Raw genomic sequence first — 19,674 nt, 5'->3', positions numbered from 1 at the left:
GCCGAGGGCGGCCCCCCCCCACGGGGTGGCCGCCCTCGGTGCGCCGCTGCGGACCGGTCAGCCCAGCAGACCGCCGAGCGGGTTGCGGTTGCCGCCGGATCCACCGGATCCACCGGATCCGCCGGACGAACCGTCCTCGGCACCGCCCGAGCCGGAGTCCTCGTCCGAGCCGCCGCCGGAGCCGCCGCTGGACGTCGGTCCCGCGCTGGAGGTCGGGGGCGGTTCGGGCTGGGACTGCTCCGGACGCTCGCCCGTGCCCTGGGAGGCCGTGGGCCGCTCCTCCTCGACGCGGCCCTCCTCGCGGACGGGTTCCCGCGTCGCCTCCTGCCCGGCCGTGGGCGCCTCGGACGGCACCTCGGACGCGGACGGGGACGCCGACACCGTCGGCTCCGGCTCCCTGGACGCCTCGGGGCTCGCCTCGCTGCGCGGCTCCTCGGGAAGGGGCTGGCCGGGCAGGTGGTTCGTCGGGTCGGCGTTCGGCCCCGGCACGGTGATCAGGTCGGAGGAGCGCACCGCCCCGCCCAACACCGAGCCGATCAGCAGGGTCAGACCGATGACGACCGCGGCGACGACCGTGCCCCGGCGCAGCACGCGCCGGCGCAGCTCCCACAGCGCGGACCGCGGGCCGAGCGTCCGCCACGCCTCGCCGGCGAGGCGTCCGTCGACGGAGTACACCGGGGCACCGGCGATGATCAGCGGCGACCAGGCGGCCAGGTAGATGATGTCGGGCGCGTCGTACACCGGCACGGCCCGCCAGCTCACCGTGAGCAGCAGCGCCGCAGACAGCAGCCCGCCGAACACGGCGGCCACCCGCTGCCACAGGCCGAGGATCGTGAGGACACCCACGATGACCTGCGCGAACGCGATGGTCAGACCGGCGCCCACCGGGTGGGACAGGGCGAAGTCGCGCAGCGGCTCGGCCAGCGGCCACGGGTGCAGCGACGTCAGCCACTTCACCATGGAGCCGCGTTCCCCGCCGTCGAAGTAGACGGGGTCGCAGAGCTTGCCCATACCGGCGTAGACCGAGATGAGGCCGAGGAAGACGCGCAGCGGCAGCAGCACGACCCCGAGGTTCATCCGGCGGTCGGGGTAGTACGCGTGCCGCTGGTGCGCGGCGGAGCCGTCATCGTCGTCGTACGCGTCGTCCTCGTACGCGTCGTCGTACCCGTCATGGGGGTGCGCGTCGTGCGGGTGCGCGTCGGGGCGGGCGTCGTACGCCCCCTCGGCGCGCCGCATCGGCGGCAGCAGCGGGGTCTCGGGGCCGCGCGGGCCGCCGACGACGGGGGTCGGCATCGTGTCGTCGGAGAGGTCGACGCGCGGGATGAGCCGGGTCGCGCCGCCGTCGCCGCCCAGGAGGGCCTCGCCGAAGGGGGCGCCGACCCGGCCGCGTTCGAGCGTGTCGACGGAGGCGGAGTCGCGCATCGCCTGGAGCAGTCCGGTCGCGCCGGGGTCGCCGGGCGAGGACTTGCCGCTCCACACGACGGGGGCGCGCCGCCGCCCTCCCGGCACCACCCCGCTCATGACGGGCAGGCGGGCCGTGTCGGCGAACCGGTGCGACTGCACCGGGGCGAGCTGTACCCGGAAACTGGCGTGGTTCACGATGACCTGCGCGGGGTCGCTGTTCACCTTGACCATGCTCAGCGCAGGCTGATCATCGAACCCGGGCCGGGGCGTTCTGGTGTCCACACTCATCTAACCGAGTGACGCGCCGTTAGGACACTGCCTTGACAGCCCCTGAATGTCCGAGACCCGTCAAGATCATGACGGGTCCCGGGACGATGTGACGGAAGGTGCGGACGGGTCAGGCGCGGCGGCGCGCCGCCTCGTACAGCACGACACCCGCCGCGACACCGGCGTTCAGCGACTCGGCGCCGCCCGGCATGGCGATGCGGACGAGGACGTCGCAGGTCTCGCCGACGAGCCGGGACAGGCCCTTGCCCTCGCTGCCGACGACGATGACGACCGGGCCCTCCAGCGCCGCCAGGTCGCCGACCTCGGTCTCGCCCTCGGCGGCGAGGCCGACGACGGTCAGCCCGGCCTTCTGGTACGCCTCCAGGGCGCGCGTCAGGTTGGTGGCGCGGGCGACCGGGGTGCGGGCGGCCGTACCGGCGGAGGTCTTCCAGGCGCCCGCCGTCATGCCCGCGGCACGGCGCTCCGGCACGACGACGCCGTGGCCGCCGAACGCCGACACCGAGCGGACGATCGCGCCGAGGTTCCGCGGGTCGGTGACGCCGTCGAGGGCGACGATCAGCGGGTCCTCGCCGTCGTCGAAGGCGGCCGCGGCGAGGTCCTCGGGGTGGGCGTACTCGTACGGCGGGACCTGGAGGACGAGGCCCTGGTGGTTGAGGCCGTTGGTCATCCGGTCCAGCTCGGCGCGCGGGGCCTCCATGAGGTTGATCCCGCCGCGGTCGGCCGCGAGCTTCAGCGCGTCGCGCACCCGCTCGTCGTTGTCGATGAACTGCTGGACGTACAGCGTCGTCGCCGGTACGCCGTCGCGCAGCGCCTCGAAGACGGGGTTGCGGCCGACGACCATCTCCGACTGGCCCTTGCCGCCGCGACGGGCGACCGGGCGGCGCTGGGACTGGCGGGCCTTGGCGTTGGCGACGCGGTTCTTCACGTGGCCCTTGCGGGCGGACGCGGGCGGCGTCGGGCCCTTGCCCTCCAGGCCCCGGCGCCGCTGGCCACCGCTGCCGACCGTCGCGCCCTTCTTGTTGCTGGTGCGGCGGTTCCTGCGCTGGCTGTTCCCGGCCATGACCTACCTGTCTCCGTCAAACTTCACAGTCGTACTACGTCAGTGTGCCGCCCGGCCGGGCCGGGCGGCACGTTCCAGAGTGCGTCAGCGGGCGCCCAGCGTCCAGCGCGGGCCGTCCGGGCCGTCCTCGACGACCAGCCCCGACTGGGCGAGCCGGTCGCGCAGCGCGTCGGCCGTCGCCCAGTCCTTGCGGGCGCGGGCGGCCTCCCGCTGGTCCAGGACGACCCGCACGAGGCCGTCGACGACGCCGTGCAGCTCCCCGCCGCGGTCGGACCCGTCGGCCCACTGCGGGTCGAGCGGGTCGAGGCCGAGGACGCCCAGCATCGCCCGGACCTCGGCGAGGCACGTCACGGCGGCGTCCTTGTCGTCGGCGGCGAGGGCGCTGTTGCCCTGCCGCACGGTGGTGTGGACGATCGCCAGCGCCTGCGGCACGCCCAGGTCGTCGTCCATCGCCTCGGCGAAGGCCGGGGTGACCTCGGCGGCCGGCTCGACGACCCGGCCCGCCTTCTCCACGACGCGCTGCACGAAGCCCTCGATGCGGGCGTACGCGGACTCCGCCTCGCGCAGGGCCTCCTCGCTGTACTCGATCATCGAACGGTAGTGCGGGGTGCCGAGGTAGTAGCGCAGGACGACCGGGCGCCACTGCTTGACCATCTCGCTGACGAGCACCGAGTTGCCCAGCGACTTGGACATCTTCTCGCCGCTCATGGTGACCCAGGCGTTGTGCACCCAGTACCCGGCGAACGCGTCGCCGTACGCCTTGGCCTGCGCGATCTCGTTCTCGTGGTGCGGGAAGACCAGGTCGAGGCCGCCGCCGTGGATGTCGAACGCGGTGCCCAGGTACTTGTGGGCCATCGCCGAGCACTCCAGGTGCCAGCCGGGGCGACCGCGACCCCAGGGGGTCTCCCAGCTGGGCTCGCCGGGCTTGGCGGCCTTCCACATGGCGAAGTCCCGCGGGTCGCGCTTGCCGGTCTCGCCGTCGCCGGACGGCTGGCGCAGCTCGTCCAGGTCCTGCCGGGACAGCTCCAGGTACCCGGGGAACGACCGCACGTCGAAGTAGACGTTGCCGTCCGCCTCGTAGGCGTGGCCCCGCTCGATGAGGCCGCGCATCATCTCGACCATCTCGGTGACGTGGCCGGTGGCGCGGGGCTCGTAGGTCGGCGGGAGGCAGCCGAGGGCCCGGTACCCGTCGTTGAACGCGCGCTCGTTCTCGTACCCGATCGACCACCACGGGCGGCCCTGCTCGGCGGCCTTCGCGATGATCTTGTCGTCGATGTCGGTGACGTTCCGCACGAACGTCACGTCGTAGCCCCGGTAGGCGAACCAGCGACGCATGATGTCGAAGTTCAGCCCGGACCTGATGTGCCCGATGTGGGGAGCCGCCTGCACGGTGGCGCCACAGAGGTAGATCGAGACGCAGCCCGGACTGAGCGGGGTGAAGTCGCGGATCTGCCGGGCGCTGGTGTCGTACAGCCGAATAGTCACGGGTCCAGAGTAGTGGCCACCCACTACTGCCCCACGCCGGTCCGCCCCGGAACACGCCCCGGCCGCGCCCCCGTCCAGCCCGCTCCGCCACCCCTCCCCGCCACCACGGCGGTCCCTCCACGGACCGGGCGGCACCGCAGCCCCGCCGCGACCTGCGCGCGCATGCCCTTCCACGGCGCCTGCACGTGCCTGCACGGAGCGCCCGCCCCGGCGTGCCGACGCCCCGGACGCCCCCGCACCCCGCTCACCGTCCCGGGCGCCGCACGCCCTTTCCCGACCCGGACCGCAGCCCTTCCCGTCCTGGGCGGCGCACCCCGTTCTCGCGGCACGGGCGCCCTCCGGCGGCGGGCGCTCCGCGGCCGTGGCGCGGACCGGAGGGGAGGCGCCGGACGGCCGGGGCTCGCCGAGGCTGCTCGCTGCGGGGACCTCCCGCAGCGCCTGCGCGGAGGCGCCACCACGGGGCGCCGTGAACCCGGACGCCGCCGCCCGCCTTTCGCTGCCTGGGCCCCGCCGTTACGGCGGGCCCTCCGCGGCCGTGGCGCGGCCCGGAGGGGAGGCGCCGGACGGTCGGGGCTTGCCGAGGCTGCTCGCTGCGGGGCTCTCGCGGCGCCCTGCGCGCGGAGGGCCCGACCCCGGGGTGCCGTTGTACGCCGGACGCCGCCGCCCGCCCTTCCCGGCCAGGAGCGCACTCCCTTCCCGACCGGGCGCCACACACCCTTTCGCGGCCTGGCGCCGCGCCGCCGATACGGCAGGCCCTCCGCGGGCCGTGGCGCGGACCGGAGGGTGGGCGCCGGGCGGCCTGGGGGTCTGCTGCTGGGGGGTCCTCCACGCCGGGACGGGCGGCGGCCCTCCACCAGGGGGCCGCCGCTCCGGGGCGGGCTTCAGGAGGTGCGGTACACCAGGGCCGTGGCGATCGCGGCCAGTCCCTCCGCGCGCCCGGTCAGCCCGAGGCCGTCCGTCGTCGTGCCGGAGACGGAGACCGGCGCGCCCACCGCCGCGCTCAGCGCCTCGCGGGCCTCCTCCCGCCGCTTGCCGATCTTGGGACGGACGCCGATCACCTGGACGGCGACGTTGCCGATGGCGTACCCCTCCGCGCGGACGATGCGGGCGGCCTCCGCGAGGAGGGTCACGCCGGACGCGCCGGACCACTCGGGGCGGTCGGTGCCGAAGTGGGCGCCGAGGTCACCGAGTCCGGCGGCGGAGAACAGCGCGTCGCACGCGGCGTGCGCGGCGACGTCGCCGTCGGAGTGGCCGGCCAGGCCGAATTCCTCGCCCTCCCACAGCAGGCCGGCGCACCACAGCTCGCGGCCGCGCTCGAAGGCGTGCACGTCGGTGCCGACGCCGACGAGCGGCAGCACGGGCGGGGCGGGGGCGGCGGGGTGCTCAGAAGCCATCGTTGACCCTCCTGCGGGCGAGGACCGCCTCGGCCAGGACGAGGTCGAGGGGCCGGGTGACCTTGAACGCCTCCTCGTGGCCGGGGACGGCGACGACCCGGACGCCGAGCCGCTCCACCATGCCGGCGTCGTCGGTGACCTCGCCGGTCACCTCGGCGTGCGCGCGCACGAGCGTCCCCCGGTCGAAGCCCTGCGGGGTCTGCACGGCGCGCAGCCGGGACCGCGCGGGCGTGCCGAGCACCGGCTCGGGCGCGCCGCCCTCGTGCGGCTCGACCTCCTTGACCGTGTCGGCGAGCGGCACGGCGGGGACGACGGCGGGCGCGCCCCCGTCGCGTACGGCCTCGATGACCGCGTCGACGGTGTCGACCGGGACGAGCGGCCGGGCGGCGTCGTGGACGAGCACGGTGGTCACCGTGTCGGGCAGCGCCTCCAGACCGAGCCGTACCGACTCCTGGCGGGTGGCGCCGCCGGCGACGACGACCACCTCGGTGCGCTCGGGCGCCGGGTACTCGTCGAGCAGGGTCCGTACGCCCGCGACGTCGTCCGGGGGCGCCACGACGACGACGAGGGAGACGGCGCGCGAGGCGGACATGGCGCGGACCGCGTGGACCAGCATGGGGATGCCGCCCAGCGTGCGGAGCGCCTTGGGGGCCCCGGGGCCCAGCCGTACGCCTCGGCCCGCAGCGGGGATGACCACCGCGGTGCTGCGGGTGCCTCCCGCGCCGGCGGCCCGGGGGGAGGGAGGTGCTGCGTCTGACATCGGTTGCACTCCGGCAGGTTTGTTCACTCGGCCGACATGGGTATGGCCACAGCGCGGGCGAGACGCCCCGACCGGACCCTTCCGTGACCCCGGTCGAGCGGGTCGCCCCCGGCCCGTCGTCAGCCCGGGGCCGGTCCGCGTGCGGACATGCCGCAGCGCCCGGCGACGCTACTGTGGTCTCACAGCATGTCATCGGGCACCGCGGCAGTGATCACTGCGTTCAGCGTTCACATGTGAGGCGTACCGCACAGGTGGCGAACCGCACACGCGGCGATCCACTCGTGGCACTCGGCGCTCAGGACCCGGTGGCGGCGACGCTCCGGGGTTCCGTCAGGGTCCGAGGGCTCGGCGACGTCAGGACGCGAGGACCTCGTCGAGCAGGGCCTCGGCCTTGTCCTCGTTGGTGTTCTCCGCGAGCGCGAGCTCGCTGACCAGGATCTGGCGCGCCTTCGCGAGCATCCGCTTCTCTCCGGCGGAGAGACCGCGCTCGCGCTCACGGCGCCACAGGTCGCGCACCACTTCGGCGACCTTGATGACGTCGCCGGACGCGAGCTTCTCGAGATTTGCCTTGTAGCGTCGGGACCAGTTGGTCGGCTCTTCGGCGTACGGTGCGCGCAGCACCTCGAAGACCCGGTCCAGCCCGTCCTGACCGACGACGTCGCGCACGCCGACGAACTCCGCGTTGTCCGCCGGTACACGTACCGTCAAGTCGCCCTGGGCGACCTTGAGCACCAAGTAGGTCTTGTCCACGCCTTTGATCTGACGAGTTTCGATGGCCTCGATCAGCGCGGCCCCGTGATGGGGATAGACCACGGTGTCGCCAACCTTGAACGTCATGTGACAGGTACCCCTTCCGTGGCTATCCAGGGTAACACGAGAACGGCTTCTTCTGAATGGCGTTTTCGCAGGTCAGGGCATATCTCGGGGCTTGACAACAGTAACGCGAACGTGCTGCGGAGGGCTTCCGCGGGCCGGTATTCGCAGGTCGGAGCGGCTGTGGACGCGGTCGGAAACGGCTTCGTCACACCCCCCGGGAGGGGGGCCGGACGGGCGAAAGATCCCGGTTTGTCGGGTTCGACGGTGTCCAGTTCCCGTACTCCGTTCGGTTGTCGGTCACTCGCACGGGGGTGTGGCCGGAGGATTCCCGAATTGATCACCGTGGCTTTTCCGCGGGGAATGCGTGAGGGTCGGGGAATTGATCACGACGGTTATGTGAACGGCGTGCGAGAAGACGAGCGGGTCGGGCGTGGCGCGACGGCGGGCGCGGCGGGGGCGCGGCGGGGCACGTGGGGGCCTCGCGCGGGCGGGTGTCGTCCCGCGTCGTCGCGGGGCGATCGGGCCGCGGGCGGATGGGCCCACAGGGGCGGGTCGGGTGCGGGAGGTCGACGCGGGGTCGGTAACCTGAGCCCGCTGACTGCCCCTCCATGGTCCGGTCCCGCCGGTCCGGCACAGGGACGGTCGCGCCGTTCCACCGACCGTGCCCGTCCTCCGTCCGTACGTCTAGGAGTTGCCGCCGCCGTGAGCCGCAGCCTTCGACGCGGCGCCATCGCCGCCACCGCCCTCGTGATCTCGATCGCCTCGCTCACCGCATGCGGTGCGGGCAACGACGCGCAGACCCTCGGCATCAAGCCGGACACCGCCGGCGCCACCGTCGGCAAGCTCAAGGTCCAGAACACCCTGGTGATCACCCAGCCGAAGGCCGACGCCGAAGGCCCGGCGGTCGTCTCCGTGACCGTCTTCAACGACGGCCCCAAGGCCGAGACGCTGGAGTCCGTCAAGGTGGGCTCCGCGCAGGCCGAGCTGAAGCCCTCCAAGGGCTCCGGCCCGCTCACCATCCCCGCGGGCGCCTCGCTCGTCCTCGGCGGCCCGGGCAACGCCACCGCGGAGCTCCCGGACGGCGTGGGAGAGACGAAGGACGGCGACGTCCAGGAGGTCGTCCTCCAGTTCAGCGAGAGCGGCGAGGTGAAGCTGAAGGCCATCGTCGTCCCGGCCACGAGCTACTACGCGGGGTTCGGCCCCTCCGGCGCGCCCGCCCCGTCCGGCTCGCCTTCCGGTTCCCCGTCCGGCTCGCCTTCCGGTTCCCCGTCGGGCGCCGCCTCCGTGTCGCCGTCGGCGACGCCGACCGGCAACGTGACCCCGTCCGCTCCGGCCGCCGGCGCCTCGCACGCCGAGGGCGGCGACGGCCACTGACGACGTCCGCCCCGGCGCCGCCCCCTCGGCGCGGCGCCGGCGCGCACGGCCCGTACGCCCCGGACAGGGCGCGTGCGGCCCGTACGCCCGCATGCGGGCCACGCCCCGGACGCGGCGCACGCCCCGGACGCGGCACACGCGGCCCGCACGAACGACGCGAAGGGCGCCCCACCGGTCTCACCGGCGGGGCGCCCTTCCCGCGTGCCCGCCCGGGCACGCGGCTCGTCACACGGCGGCCTACGGCTCGAACTTGTAGCCCAGGCCGCGGACCGTCACCAGGTAGCGCGGCGCGCCCGGGTCCGGCTCGATCTTGGCGCGCAGCCGCTTCACGTGGACGTCGAGGGTCTTCGTGTCGCCCACGTAGTCCGCGCCCCACACCCGGTCGATGAGCTGCATGCGGGTGAGCACGCGGCCCGCGTTGCGCAGCAGCATCTCCAGCAGGTCGAACTCCTTCAGCGGCAGGTCGACCTTGCCGCCGTCCACCGTGACGACGTGGCGGTCCACGTCCATGCGCACCGGGCCCGCCTCCAGGGCCGCCGGCGTGGACTCCTCCGGCTCGCCGCGGCGACGCAGCACCGCCCGGATGCGGGCGACGAGCTCGCGCGACGAGAACGGCTTCGTGACGTAGTCGTCGGCCCCTATCTCCAGGCCGACGACCTTGTCGATCTCGCTGTCCTTCGCGGTGACCATGATGACGGGCACGTTCGAACGGCTCCGCAGCTGGCGGCAGACCTCGGTGCCCGGCAGCCCGGGCAGCATCAGGTCGAGCAGGACGAGGTCCGCGCCGTTGCGCTCGAACTCCTCGAGCCCCTCCGGCCCGGTGGTCGCGACCGCGACCTCGAATCCCTCCTTGCGGAGCATGTAGGACAGGACGTCGCTGAAGGACTCCTCGTCCTCGACGACAAGAACTCGGGTCACGGATGGACCTCCGGGGCGGTGAGCGGATCGCTGGTGGTGGGGGTGCCGGGGGTACCGCGGCCGCCGTCGCTGACGCGGTCACGGCGCGCGGCCGCCTCGGGGAGGCGGAGCGTGAAGGTGGAGCCTTGGCCCTCGGTCGACCATACGGTGACCTCGCCTCCGTGCGACGCGGCGACGTGCTTGACGATGGCCAGGCCGAGGCCGGTACCGCCGGTGGCGCGGGAGCGGGCGGGGTCGACGCGGTAGAAGCGCTCGAAGATGCGCTCCTTGTCCTTGTCGGGGATGCCGATGCCCTGGTCGGTGACGGCTATCTCTATGAGGTCGCCGCCGGGGGCGGTGACGCGGCGGGCGGCGATGCCGACGCGGGTGTGGGCCGGGGAGTAGTTGACGGCGTTCTCGACGAGGTTGCCGAGCGCCGCGGCGAGCTGGCCGCGGTGGCCCCAGACGCGCAGCGCGCTGGTGCCGCCGGCGGCCATGGTGATGTTCTTGGTGGTGGCGGTGTGCCGGGAGCGGTCTATGGCCTCGGCGACCAGCTCCTCGACCCGTACGGGCTCGGCGTCGTCCAGCGGGTCGTCGTTCTGGACCCGGGACAGGTCGATGAGCTCCTGCACGAGGTTGGTGAGGCGGGTGGCCTCGATCTGCATGCGGCCGGCGAAGCGGGTCACCGCCTCGGGGTCGTCGGCGGCGTCCATGACGGCCTCCGAGAGGAGGGAGAGGGCGCCGACGGGCGTCTTCAGCTCGTGGCTGACGTTGGCGACGAAGTCGCGGCGCACCGCCTCTATGCGGCGGGCCTCCGTCAGGTCCTCGACGAGCAGCAGGACCAGCCGCGAGCCGAGCGGGGCGACGCGCGCGGAGACGGCGAGGGCCTCGCCGCGGCCGGTGCCGCGCCGGGGGAGGTCCAGTTCGACCTGGCGTATCTCGCCGTCGCGGCGGGTGTCGCGGGCCATCTGCAGCATGGCCTCCACCGCCAGCTTGCCGCCCCGGACCAGTCCGAGCGCGTACGCCGCCGAGCTGGCCTTCACCACGGAGTCGCTCTCGTCGAGGACGACCGCGGAGGAGCGGAGCACGGACAGCACCGTGTCCACACCGGGCGGCAGCACGGCGTCGGTGTGCAGGGAGGTCCGGCTGGGCCTCGCCTGGTCGCGCTCGCTCCACCGGAACGCGAGCATGGCGATGACGCCGGTGAGCAACCCGGCGATCGCTGCCGCTGCGGCGACCGCCGCGTTCACGTCCATGCACCCAGGTTAGGCATGGTCACGGGCGCTCTCCCAGCCGTCCGAGTGGCTGCTCGAACAGTCGTCGCTCAGAGTTCACCGAGGGGACGGTGCCGGTTCACTTGTGGTGGAGGCCCTCGACTTGTGACCGTCCGAACGTGGGAGCGTGGGGTCCGAGCCCCACCCGGACCCCGAGCGTAGTGAGAGAGGGACATCCATGCGGGACGCGTACCACGAGGAACTGGACTCGATCGGCGAGGGGCTGGTCGAGATGGCCCGGCTGGTCGGATCGGCGATCGGGCGCGCCACGACGGCGATGCTCGACGCGGACCTGAAGCTGGCCGAGGCGGTCATCGCCGCAGACCAGAAGGTCGACGACCTGCAGCACGACCTGGAGGCCCGCGCGATCGCGCTGCTCGCCCGGCAGCAGCCCGTGGCGACGGACCTGCGGATCGTGGTGACGTCGCTGCGGATGAGCGCCGACCTGGAGCGCTCCGGCGACCTGGCGCAGCACGTGGCGAAGCTCGCCCGGCTGCGGTTCCCGGACCGGGCGGTGCCGGGCGACCTGCACGCGACGATCCTGGAGATGGGCCAGCTCGCGCAGCGCCTCATGGCCAAGGCGGCGGAGGTCATCATCACGAAGGACGTCGACCTGGCGCTCCAGCTGGAGCAGGACGACGACGAGATGGACCTGCTGCACCGCACGCTCTTCCAGCACCTGATGGACGACCGCTGGAAGCACGGCATCGAGACGGCGGTCGACGTGACGCTGCTGGGCCGGTACTACGAGCGGTTCGCCGACCACGCGGTGTCGGTGGCGAAGCGCGTGGTGTACCTGGTGACGGGCGAGCACGCCGACGAGCTCCAGCTCCCGGAAGCCCCGGTCGAGGGCGCCTGAGGCGGGGGCGCCAGGTGGTGCGGTGGGGGCGCGGGCCCGGGCCGGCGCCTCCGTGCGCCGTTGATGCGCCCTCGTCGGGGGGCTTCCAATGGGTGACGAGGCGAACACACGCCCGCCGTTGAGGAGGAACCCATGGCCGATTCCCCCACGACCCAGCCCCAGCAGGACGCGCCGGACGAGGTGGTGAGCCTGCCCCTGCTCGGTGCCTGCGGCTGCGGCTCCGGCTGCAGCTGCGGCTGCCAGTCGGGCGGCCCCTGCTCGTGCAGCGGCAGCTGCGGCTAGCGCCACACCGCACCCGCACGACGGCCCCGCGCCGGGAAGATCCCCGGCGCGGGGCCCCGTGCGTGTCCCGGGCGCGGGGCCCGTGCGTGTCCCGGGCGCGGGGTCACCCCGGCAGCAGCACACCGGAAGCAGCGCACCAAGAGCAGCGCACCAGGGGCAGCTCACCGTGAGCGCCGTGTCATCCGCCTCCCGCCGGGCCCTGCCCGCACCCGGCGAGGTCCAGGACCTGCCCCGCCGTCCAGCACCCCGCCGCACCCGGCCTGGCGGCGAGGTAGCCGGCGACCGTCCGGGCGTCCCAGGCGCCCGCGCCGAGCAGACCGCGCGCCACGCACCGCAGGTACGCGGCGGAGGGCGGGTTCGGCGGGACCTCGCCCATCGCCCAGGGGGCCGTGAACGTCAGCAGCGGACGCCCGTCCAGCAGCCCGGCGCACACGAGCGTCTCGTACCGCCCGTCCCCCAGCACGGCGCGACCGTCGCGGAGCACGCCCGCCAGGTCGAGGTCCGGGCCCTGCCCGGGCGTGCGGTACATCTCCTGGGCGGCGAGGTCCGAGAACTGCCCCGGCGTGATCAGGTACGCCCGGGCCAGCACCGGCCCGCCCGGGACCGTGGGGTCGTAGAACGCCCGGCCGCCGCCCCACACGGGCGACTCGGTGGCGAAGTACACCGCCCCGGGCACCTCCACGGCCGCGCTCGCCCGCGGTGCCGCCCGGTCCCGGCACCCGGGGTACACCCGCCGCCCGCCCTCGGGCCGCCCGCCCCGCAGGTAGCAGCCGAGCCGGCCCGGATCGGCGTTGGACCCGTAAGCCAGGTACCAGACACCGGTACGCCCCACCCGGGCCGCGGTCCCGTCCCCCGCCCCGGCTCGCGGGGGCTCCGGCGTCCTCACCACCACACCCACACCGCCATGCTGCCGGCCCGCCGCCGGGCCCGGCGGCCGTACCGCCCACCCGGGGAGGCGGCGGGCCGGGCGCGTACGTCACGGCGGTGCCGCGACCGACCGGAGGCGGGCCGGAGGCCGGCGCCCCGGCCGCCGTGCGGACGGCGGGCAGCGCGTCAGCGGACTCGGCGCGTGGCCGCCGGGGTGGTGTGGTCGTCGATCCGGCGGGGGCCGAGGTCGCGGGCCGTGTCGACGAAGGCCTGGACGTGGGGTGCGGGGGCCGGGTCCGGCAGTGCCAGAGCCCATTCGGTGAGCGGGGCGTCGTCGATGGGCAGCAGCGTGACGCCGGGGTAGCTGTAGTAGCGCGGGACGTGACCGTTGAGGGGGCAGACGATGCGCCCCGCCGCCACCAGGGCGAGGATCTCGTGGAAGGTGCGCGCCCGCGGACCGCGGTGGATCGGCCGTCCGCCGGGAGTGCGGTCGGGACACATGGCCCGGAACCACTCCGGGGGCACCTGCTCACCCGGGTCGAGGACCGTCCGGCCGGCCAGGTCCTCCATGGACACCGAGCTCCGCGCCGCCAGGGGCGAGTCCTCGGCGACGGCCAGGACCCGGCCCTCCGTCAGGACCACCGGGCCACCGCGGAAGCGGTGCTCCGGCACGGGCAGCCACATCAGCTGCACGTCCACCTCACCGGTGCGCAGCTTCACGAACGGGTCGCTGAAGTGGAACTCCACGAACTCCACACCGCACTCCGGGTACCGGGCACGGTACGCGTCCACGAGCCAGGTGAGCTCGGACGGCAGGGCGCCCATCGCCCCCAGCCGCACGGTCCCGCAACAGCCACGCGCCGCCACGGCGGCCCGGTCCACGGCCGCCCGGATCAGTCCGAAGCCCGGTTCGAGGTCGTCCCGCAGGCGCTCCCCCAAGCGGGTCAGCGCGACTGTCCGGGTGCTGCGGTCGAACAGGGCACCGCCCAGGCGGCGTTCCTGCTGCCGGATCGACTGGCTGACCCGTGCCTGGGAAAGGTGGAGCCGCTCCGCGGTCCGGCCGAAGTGCAGCTCCTCCGCAAGGGTCAGAAAGATCTCGATGTCCCGCAGTTCCATCGCACCCCCCGATTGATCATCACCGCTTATGAGTGCCGTGCGGAGTTCGGCGTTGTTCGGTCGGCCAGCGTAGAGGAGGGTGGGTCCCGGCCTGGCGCCACGGGGAGTCGACCTGCCCGTCGACGGCGCCGGCCGGTCAACGCCCGTCCGGTCACGGATGGTTCCGCGTGCCCGGGTACTCCCGGGGCATGCCACAGATCGAGGGGAAGGCACATCATGCGTCTCAAGAAGGTCGCACTGGTCGGCGCGATGGCCGGCGCGCTCGCGTTCACCGCCTCGCCGGCCAGCGCCGACGAGGTCAAGTGGAAGGCCGTGGACACCGATTCCACCTGGCACTGCACGAAGTACTACGACCACAAGGGCTCGAAGAACGTCTTCTTCAAGACCTGCAACGTCATCAACGCGGCGAACTACGCGCAGACCGTCCTGGTCGTCCAGAACAAGGCGAGCGTCACCATCGACATCGAGGGCGAGATCACCACGAACTTCGGTGGCCACGTGGACTGCGCCCCCTCGCCGCTCGGGGCGGGCGCCACCCGGGGCTGCTACGGCCCCTCCAAGTACGTCGGCCCCGCCGCCATCGTCGGCAACAACGCCCGACTGAACTTCAACGGCATCGACGAGTGGCTGGACGAGGCGATGAAGCGGCAGGGCTGAGCCACGTCGCTCAACGAGAAGGCGTGGAAACCGGAGCTTGCCGCGGCCGGCGTGATCCCCCGGGCCCGAGCGAGGCCGGCCGCGGAGTCCGGTGAGAACGGCATGCACGCCCTCCGCCACTTCCACGCCTCGGTGTTCCCGGACGCGGGCGAGAACACCAAGGCCCTCGCGGAGTACCCCGCCTACAGGGCCCGGTCCGCTGTCGCTGTGCTCCAGAGCGCCGGCGCCGGAGCGGAGTGGGGACAGGAGCCGGAGCCCGGAGAGCGCACGGCCCCGTCGCCCTGACGGCCCGGAGACGGCCCAGAGGCAGCGAAAAGCCCCCTCCCGACGGAGAAACCGCAGGTAGGGGGCTTGTTCGTGGGGTTACTTCTTCTTGCCCTGGTTCTTCACGGCCTCGATGGCGGCCGCGGCGGCGGCCGGGTCGAGGTACGTGCCGCCCGGGGTGAGCGGGTTGAAGTCGGCGTCCAGCTCGTACGCCAGGGGGATGCCCGTCGGGATGTTGAGGCCCGCGATGTCGGCGTCGGAGATGCCGTCCAGGTGCTTGACCAGGGCGCGCAGGCTGTTGCCGTGGGCGGCGACCAGGACCGTGCGGCCGGCCAGGAGGTCCGGGACGATGCCGTCGTACCAGTACGGCAGCATGCGCTCGACGACGTCCTTCAGGCACTCCGTGCGCGGGCGCAGCTCGCTCGGGATGGTGGCGTAGCGCGCGTCGCGGGCCTGCGAGAACTCGCTGTCGTCGGCGAGGACCGGCGGCGGGGTGTCGTACGAGCGGCGCCACAGCATGAACTGCTCCTCGCCGAACTCGGCGAGCGTCTGCGCCTTGTCCTTGCCCTGGAGGGCGCCGTAGTGGCGCTCGTTCAGCCGCCAGGAGCGGTGGACCGGGATCCAGTGGCGGTCGGCCGCCTCCAGGGCGAGCTGCGCGGTGCGGATCGCGCGCTTCTGGAGCGAGGTGTGCAGGACGTCGGGGAGCAGCCCGGCGTCCTTCAGCAGCTCACCGCCGCGGACCGCCTCCTTCTCGCCCTTCTCGGTGAGGTTGACGTCCACCCAGCCGGTGAACAGGTTCTTCGCGTTCCACTCGCTCTCGCCGTGGCGGAGGAGGATCAGCTTGTACGGTGCGTCGGCCATGCGTACGAGATTAGTGGACGCTCCGACGCTTGACGGTCCGCGTCAATTGAGTGGCCTCGACGCACGTGGGCTCGTAAGTTCCGTTACAGCAATCAGCCACTTACGGGGGAGCTCGCGTGTCCATCGTCCCGCTCATACGTTCAGCACGCGCCACCGTCTCGGGGCTCCCACCCGGGTTCTGGTGGCTGTGGCTGTCGACCCTGGTGAACCGGACGGGCGCGTTCGTCCTGACGTTCCTCTCGCTCTTCCTCACCCAGGAGCTGGGCTTCTCCGGCTGGTACGCGGGGCTCGTCGTCGCGCTGCACGGCCTCGGCGGCATCGCCGGCTCGCCGCTGGGCGGCATGCTGAGCGACCGGTGGGGGCGCCGGCCGACGATGGTCACCGGCCATCTGGCGGCCGCCGCGTGCGCCGCGGCCCTCGCGGTGGTGACCAGCCCTTGGGCGGTCGCCGCGGTGGTGCTGGTCATGGGCGTCGCGATGCAGTCGGTGCGGCCCGCGATCGGCGCGACCATCGCCGACCAGGTGCCCGAGCACGACCGGCGCCGTGCCTACGCGCTGAACTACTGGGCGCTGAACCTCGGCTTCGCCATCGCGGCGACCGGCGGCGGCGCGGCCCTGGTCTTCGGCTACCGGGCGCTGTTCGTCGCCGAGGCGGTCGCGGTGGTCCTGTGCGCGCTGATCGTCTTCATGCGGCTGCCGGAGACCCGTCCCGAGGCCGCGGTCGGCACGGACGGCGAGAGCACGGCCGAGCCGCGCCTGACCACGCTCGACGTGCTGCGGGACGGACCGTTCCGCACGCTGGTGCTGCTGAGCCTGCTGGTGTGCACGGTCTTCAGCACGCCGTGGGTCGGCCTGCCGCTGACGATGACCTCGCAGGGCCTGGAGCCGGACGCGTACGGCATGGTCATCGCGGTGAACGGCGTGGTGATCGTCGGCTTCCAGCTGCTGGTCAACCGCATCACCGACAAGCGCTCGCCGGTCGCGCTGCTCGTCGTCTCGTCGCTGCTGTTCGCCGCCGGTACCGGCGCGACGGCGCTGGCGGGGTCGCCGGTGGCGTTCGCGGCGACGGTGGTCGTGTGGACGATCGGCGAGATGGTGTACATCCCGGTCAACGCCGCCGCCACGGCCCGCCTCGCCCCGGTGCACGCCCGGGGCCGGTACCAGGGCGTGATGGGCATGGCGTGGGGCGTGGGCGGGTTCGTGGCGCCGGTGCTGGCCGGCTGGATCGCCACCGGCCCGGGCCCGGCCGCGCTGTGGATCGGCTGCGCGGTCGTCGCGCTGATCGCCGCCGTCGGGTACGGGACGCTGCTGCGACGGGCCCTGGGCTCCGACGAGCGGGAGCGCGGGGCGGTGGCGGGCGGCGCCGGGGGCGCGGGCGGCGCGGGGCCGGTCGCGGCTGTCGGGGCGGATGGTTCGGTGGAGGCGGTCGGTCCCGCTGGGGCCGATCGTCCCGCTGGGGCCGTGGGTCCGGAGGCTGCGGGGCGGGTGGACGCCGCGGTGGTGAAGGTTCCCGCGCAGAAGACCGCGGCGGACGCCGTGGCCCCGGCGGCTGTCGTTCCCGCTGCCGGGGCGGCGACGGCCTCCGCGGCGGCCGGGGCCGGTGACGGTGGGGCCGCGGCGGGACGTGCCGGCGCCGTCTGAGCGCGCGGGGCGGTCGGCCGGCGAGGGTTCCGGGGGCGTACGGACACGGGGGTGCCGTACGCCCCCGGGCGTGTACCCGGGGGCGGGGATCCGGGCGGCCGGGGGGCGCCGCGGTCGCCACGTCGCGGTGGCGGGGGGCCGGGGTGGCCACCGTGACGGTCGCGGGGCGTCCGGGCGGGAGGTGCCGGGGGCGGGGCGGGGCGGGGTGCCGGGGTCAGTCGGACGGCTGGGTGAGGTGGCTGAAGGCGTCGAGGTTGCGGGTGGACTCGCCGCGCGAGACCCGCCACTCGTACTCCTTGCGGATCGCCGACGCGTACCCCATCTCCAGCAGGGTGTTGAACGAGCCGTCCGCCGCCTCCAGGACCGAGCCCATGAGCCGGTCCAGCTCGTCGGGCGTGACGGCGGAGAGCGGGAGCTTGCCGGTGAGGTAGATGTCGCCGTGGCCGTCGACGGCGTAGCCGACGCCGTACAGCTTGAGGTTCCGCTCCAGCAGCCAGCGGTGGACGCCCGCCTCGTTCTCCTCCGGGTGGCGGATCACGAACGCGTTCAGCGACAGCGAGTGGTTGCCGAGGCGCAGGGACAACGTGGTGGACAGCTTGTTGGTGCCGGGCAGCGTGACGACGTACGAGCCGGGCTCCGGTGACTCCCAGGCCAGGTCGGCGTCGTGCAGTGCGGACTCGATGATCTGCCGTGCGTCAGCCATGGGGCGAGCGTACGCGACGGCGGTGCTCGTGCATCGCAGCCGCGTACACGTCGGCGGTGGCCGACGCGGCCCGGTCCCAGCCGAAGGACCGCGCGTGGCGGGCCGCCGCGTCCCCGAGGCGGCCGGTGAGGTCCGGGTCGGCCGCGAAACGGCCCAGTACGCGCGCGTAGTCGCCCGGGTCGTGGCCCTCGACCAGGAACCCCGTCTCACCGTGCCGTACGGCCACGGGCAGGCCCCCCACGGCGGCGGCCACGACCGGGGTGCCGGCCGCCTGCGCCTCGATCGCGACGAGTCCGAACGACTCGCTGTGCGAGGGCATGACCAGGACGCTCGCCGCCCGGAACCAGTCCGCGAGCCCGGCCTGGGCGACCGGCGGGTGGAAGCGCACGACGTCCGCGATGCCGAGGCGGGCCGCCAGCTTCTGCAGGCCCTCCGGCTTGCTGAGGCCGCTGCCGCTGGGCCCGCCCACGACGGGCACGACCATCCGCGCGCGCAGCGACGGCTCGGCGGCCAGGAGACGGGCGGCCGCGTGGAGCAGCACGTCGGGGGCCTTCAGGGGCTGTATGCGGCCCGCGAAGAGCGGCACGAACGCGTCGGCCGGCAGTCCGAGGCGGGCGCGGGCGGCAGCCCGGCCGTCGGCGGGTCGGAACCGGTCGAGGTTGACGCCCGGGTGGACGACGGCGACGCGCCCCGGGTCGGCGTCGTAGTGGTGGATCAGTTCGTCGGCCTCGCCGGCCGTGTTGGCGATGAGCCGGTCGGAGGCCCTCACGATCTGCGTCTCGCCGATCACGCGGGCGGCCGGTTCGGGGGTGTCGCCCTCGGCGAGCGACGCGTTCTTGACCTTGGCCATCGTGTGCATCGCGTGCACGAGGGGCGTGCCCCACCGTTCGGCGGCCAGCCAGCCGACGTGGCCGCTGAGCCAGTAGTGGGAGTGGACCAGGTCGTAGTGGCCGGGCCGGTTGCCCGCCCAGGCACGCATGACGCCGTGGGTGAAGGCGCACAGCTGGGCCGGGAGGTCCTCCTTGTTGAGGCCCTCGTAGGGGCCGGCGTCGACGTGCCGCACGAGGACGCCGGGGGCGAGCTCCACGGACGGTGGCAGCCCGCCGGCCGTGGCGCGGGTGAAGACCTCCACCTCGATGTCGATCGCGGCGAGACGTTTCGCCAGTTCCACGATGTAGACGTTCATGCCGCCGGCGTCGCCCGTGCCCGGCTGGTGCAGCGGGGACGTGTGGACGCTCAGCATGGCGATGCGCCGGGGGACGCGGTGCCCGCGCGTGCCGCGGTGGCGGCCCGGCAGCCGGAGCCGGGGCGGCGGTACCAGGGTGCCGGCGAGCCGGGACACGTACTGGCTCACGTCGTCGGTCCTTCCGCTCAGGGTCTGGGGCCGGGCCGGGACCCGTGTTCCGGACCTGTGGGCCGGTTCCCGGGGCCGGATGTGCGGGCGTAGGGGCATGGCGGAGGGGAGGCGCGTACTCCTCTCCCGTTGGCGCACAACAGTGGAAGGGCTCCTTTCATTTCCCTCTTTGCCAATTCATTACGGGGGTCGGGGCGGGTCGTGGCGGGCCCCGGGCGCGGGGCGGGCGAGGCGGGGGTGGTCCGGGGGCGGCTGGGGCGGGTCCGCGTCCGGGGCGGCGAGGGCGGTGCGCGCCGGGGGCGGTGCCGGGGCGTATCCG

18 protein-coding genes and 1 pseudogene are annotated in these 19,674 nt (G+C 74.1%); 6 read left to right on the top strand and 13 right to left on the bottom strand.

The annotated features are described in order from the left end of the window. Positions 1 to 57: 57 nt before the first annotated feature. From ACF053_RS14485 to ACF053_RS14460, 6 genes are all read right to left on the bottom strand, one after another. Positions 58 to 1,692, bottom strand: a complete 1,635-nt coding sequence (locus ACF053_RS14485) for a DoxX family membrane protein (RefSeq protein WP_391954185.1) — start codon at positions 1,690 to 1,692, stop codon at positions 58 to 60. Positions 1,693 to 1,801: 109 nt separating this feature from the next. After that, entirely contained in the window at positions 1,802 to 2,752 is a 951-nt protein-coding gene (gene rlmB, locus ACF053_RS14480; protein WP_058944150.1) for a 23S rRNA (guanosine(2251)-2'-O)-methyltransferase RlmB, read from the bottom strand. A gap of 84 nt (positions 2,753 to 2,836) precedes the next feature. Next, positions 2,837 to 4,237, bottom strand: a complete 1,401-nt coding sequence (gene cysS, locus ACF053_RS14475; RefSeq protein ID WP_391954184.1) for a cysteine--tRNA ligase — start codon at positions 4,235 to 4,237, stop codon at positions 2,837 to 2,839. Between the two features lie 881 nt (positions 4,238 to 5,118). Continuing rightward, the gene (gene ispF / locus ACF053_RS14470; protein ID WP_391954183.1) at positions 5,119 to 5,631 is read right to left on the bottom strand and encodes a 2-C-methyl-D-erythritol 2,4-cyclodiphosphate synthase; all 513 of its coding nucleotides are present in this window, start codon (positions 5,629 to 5,631) and stop codon (positions 5,119 to 5,121) included. Next, positions 5,621 to 6,391 (bottom strand): 2-C-methyl-D-erythritol 4-phosphate cytidylyltransferase, encoded by a 771-nt coding sequence (ispD, locus tag ACF053_RS14465; RefSeq protein WP_391954182.1) that lies wholly within the window; start codon positions 6,389 to 6,391, stop codon positions 5,621 to 5,623. The genes ispF and ispD overlap by 11 nt, the downstream gene beginning before the upstream one ends. A gap of 354 nt (positions 6,392 to 6,745) precedes the next feature. Beyond that, a complete protein-coding gene (locus ACF053_RS14460; protein ID WP_003953493.1) occupies positions 6,746 to 7,228 on the bottom strand; it encodes a CarD family transcriptional regulator in 483 nt (160 codons plus the stop codon). A 681-nt stretch (positions 7,229 to 7,909) separates the two neighbouring features. Here ACF053_RS14460 and ACF053_RS14455 point away from each other — a divergent pair. After that, on the top strand, positions 7,910 to 8,581 hold the full coding sequence (locus ACF053_RS14455; protein ID WP_391954181.1) for a DUF461 domain-containing protein: 672 nt from the start codon (positions 7,910 to 7,912) through the stop codon (positions 8,579 to 8,581). Positions 8,582 to 8,818: 237 nt separating this feature from the next. Here the strand turns inward: ACF053_RS14455 and ACF053_RS14450 are convergent, their stop codons facing one another. Next, positions 8,819 to 9,499 carry a response regulator gene (locus tag ACF053_RS14450; RefSeq protein WP_391954180.1) on the bottom strand — a complete coding sequence of 227 codons (681 nt, stop codon included), beginning with the start codon at positions 9,497 to 9,499 and terminating at the stop codon, positions 8,819 to 8,821. Beyond that, positions 9,496 to 10,734 (bottom strand): sensor histidine kinase, encoded by a 1,239-nt coding sequence (locus ACF053_RS14445; RefSeq protein ID WP_391954179.1) that lies wholly within the window; start codon positions 10,732 to 10,734, stop codon positions 9,496 to 9,498. The genes ACF053_RS14450 and ACF053_RS14445 overlap by 4 nt, the downstream gene beginning before the upstream one ends. A gap of 196 nt (positions 10,735 to 10,930) precedes the next feature. Here ACF053_RS14445 and phoU point away from each other — a divergent pair, with 196 nt between their 5' ends. Next, complete coding sequence (phoU, locus tag ACF053_RS14440; protein WP_058945344.1) at positions 10,931 to 11,611, top strand: phosphate signaling complex protein PhoU; 681 nt, start codon at positions 10,931 to 10,933, stop codon at positions 11,609 to 11,611. 132 nt (positions 11,612 to 11,743) lie between these two features. Beyond that, the gene (locus ACF053_RS14435; protein WP_391954178.1) at positions 11,744 to 11,893 is read left to right on the top strand and encodes a hypothetical protein; all 150 of its coding nucleotides are present in this window, start codon (positions 11,744 to 11,746) and stop codon (positions 11,891 to 11,893) included. Between the two features lie 178 nt (positions 11,894 to 12,071). Here ACF053_RS14435 and ACF053_RS14430 read toward each other — a convergent pair whose 3' ends face one another. Further along, complete coding sequence (locus ACF053_RS14430; protein WP_391954177.1) at positions 12,072 to 12,725, bottom strand: histone deacetylase; 654 nt, start codon at positions 12,723 to 12,725, stop codon at positions 12,072 to 12,074. Between the two features lie 221 nt (positions 12,726 to 12,946). Next, the gene (locus tag ACF053_RS14425) at positions 12,947 to 13,876 is read right to left on the bottom strand and encodes a LysR family transcriptional regulator (RefSeq protein WP_391954176.1); all 930 of its coding nucleotides are present in this window, start codon (positions 13,874 to 13,876) and stop codon (positions 12,947 to 12,949) included. 216 nt (positions 13,877 to 14,092) lie between these two features. Between ACF053_RS14425 and ACF053_RS14420 the strand changes: the two genes are divergently transcribed. Continuing rightward, positions 14,093 to 14,533 carry a hypothetical protein gene (locus ACF053_RS14420; protein ID WP_391954175.1) on the top strand — a complete coding sequence of 147 codons (441 nt, stop codon included), beginning with the start codon at positions 14,093 to 14,095 and terminating at the stop codon, positions 14,531 to 14,533. Between the two features lie 3 nt (positions 14,534 to 14,536). After that, positions 14,537 to 14,710, top strand: a pseudogene (locus ACF053_RS30245) (site-specific integrase); the annotation flags it as partial. A gap of 186 nt (positions 14,711 to 14,896) precedes the next feature. On the opposite strand, the gene ACF053_RS14410 reads toward ACF053_RS30245, so the two are convergent. Then, positions 14,897 to 15,658 (bottom strand): phosphoglyceromutase, encoded by a 762-nt coding sequence (locus tag ACF053_RS14410; RefSeq protein ID WP_391954173.1) that lies wholly within the window; start codon positions 15,656 to 15,658, stop codon positions 14,897 to 14,899. 116 nt (positions 15,659 to 15,774) lie between these two features. On the opposite strand from ACF053_RS14410, the gene ACF053_RS14405 reads away from it, so the two are divergent. Then, on the top strand, positions 15,775 to 17,298 hold the full coding sequence (locus tag ACF053_RS14405; protein ID WP_391954172.1) for an MDR family MFS transporter: 1,524 nt from the start codon (positions 15,775 to 15,777) through the stop codon (positions 17,296 to 17,298). Positions 17,299 to 17,512: 214 nt separating this feature from the next. Here ACF053_RS14405 and ACF053_RS14400 read toward each other — a convergent pair whose 3' ends face one another. Both ACF053_RS14400 and mshA read right to left on the bottom strand, forming a co-directional pair. After that, on the bottom strand, positions 17,513 to 18,001 hold the full coding sequence (locus tag ACF053_RS14400; protein ID WP_391954171.1) for a type III secretion system chaperone family protein: 489 nt from the start codon (positions 17,999 to 18,001) through the stop codon (positions 17,513 to 17,515). Beyond that, a complete protein-coding gene (gene mshA / locus ACF053_RS14395; protein ID WP_391954170.1) occupies positions 17,994 to 19,355 on the bottom strand; it encodes a D-inositol-3-phosphate glycosyltransferase in 1,362 nt (453 codons plus the stop codon). Before mshA ends, ACF053_RS14400 begins: the two co-directional genes overlap by 8 nt. Between the last annotated feature and the right edge of the window lie 319 nt (positions 19,356 to 19,674).

The sequence above is a fragment of the Streptomyces kanasensis genome (assembly GCF_043077165.1).
Taxonomy (GTDB): Bacteria; Actinomycetota; Actinomycetes; order Streptomycetales; family Streptomycetaceae; genus Streptomyces; species Streptomyces changanensis.
This window is presented reverse-complemented; position numbering and strand designations above follow the sequence as displayed.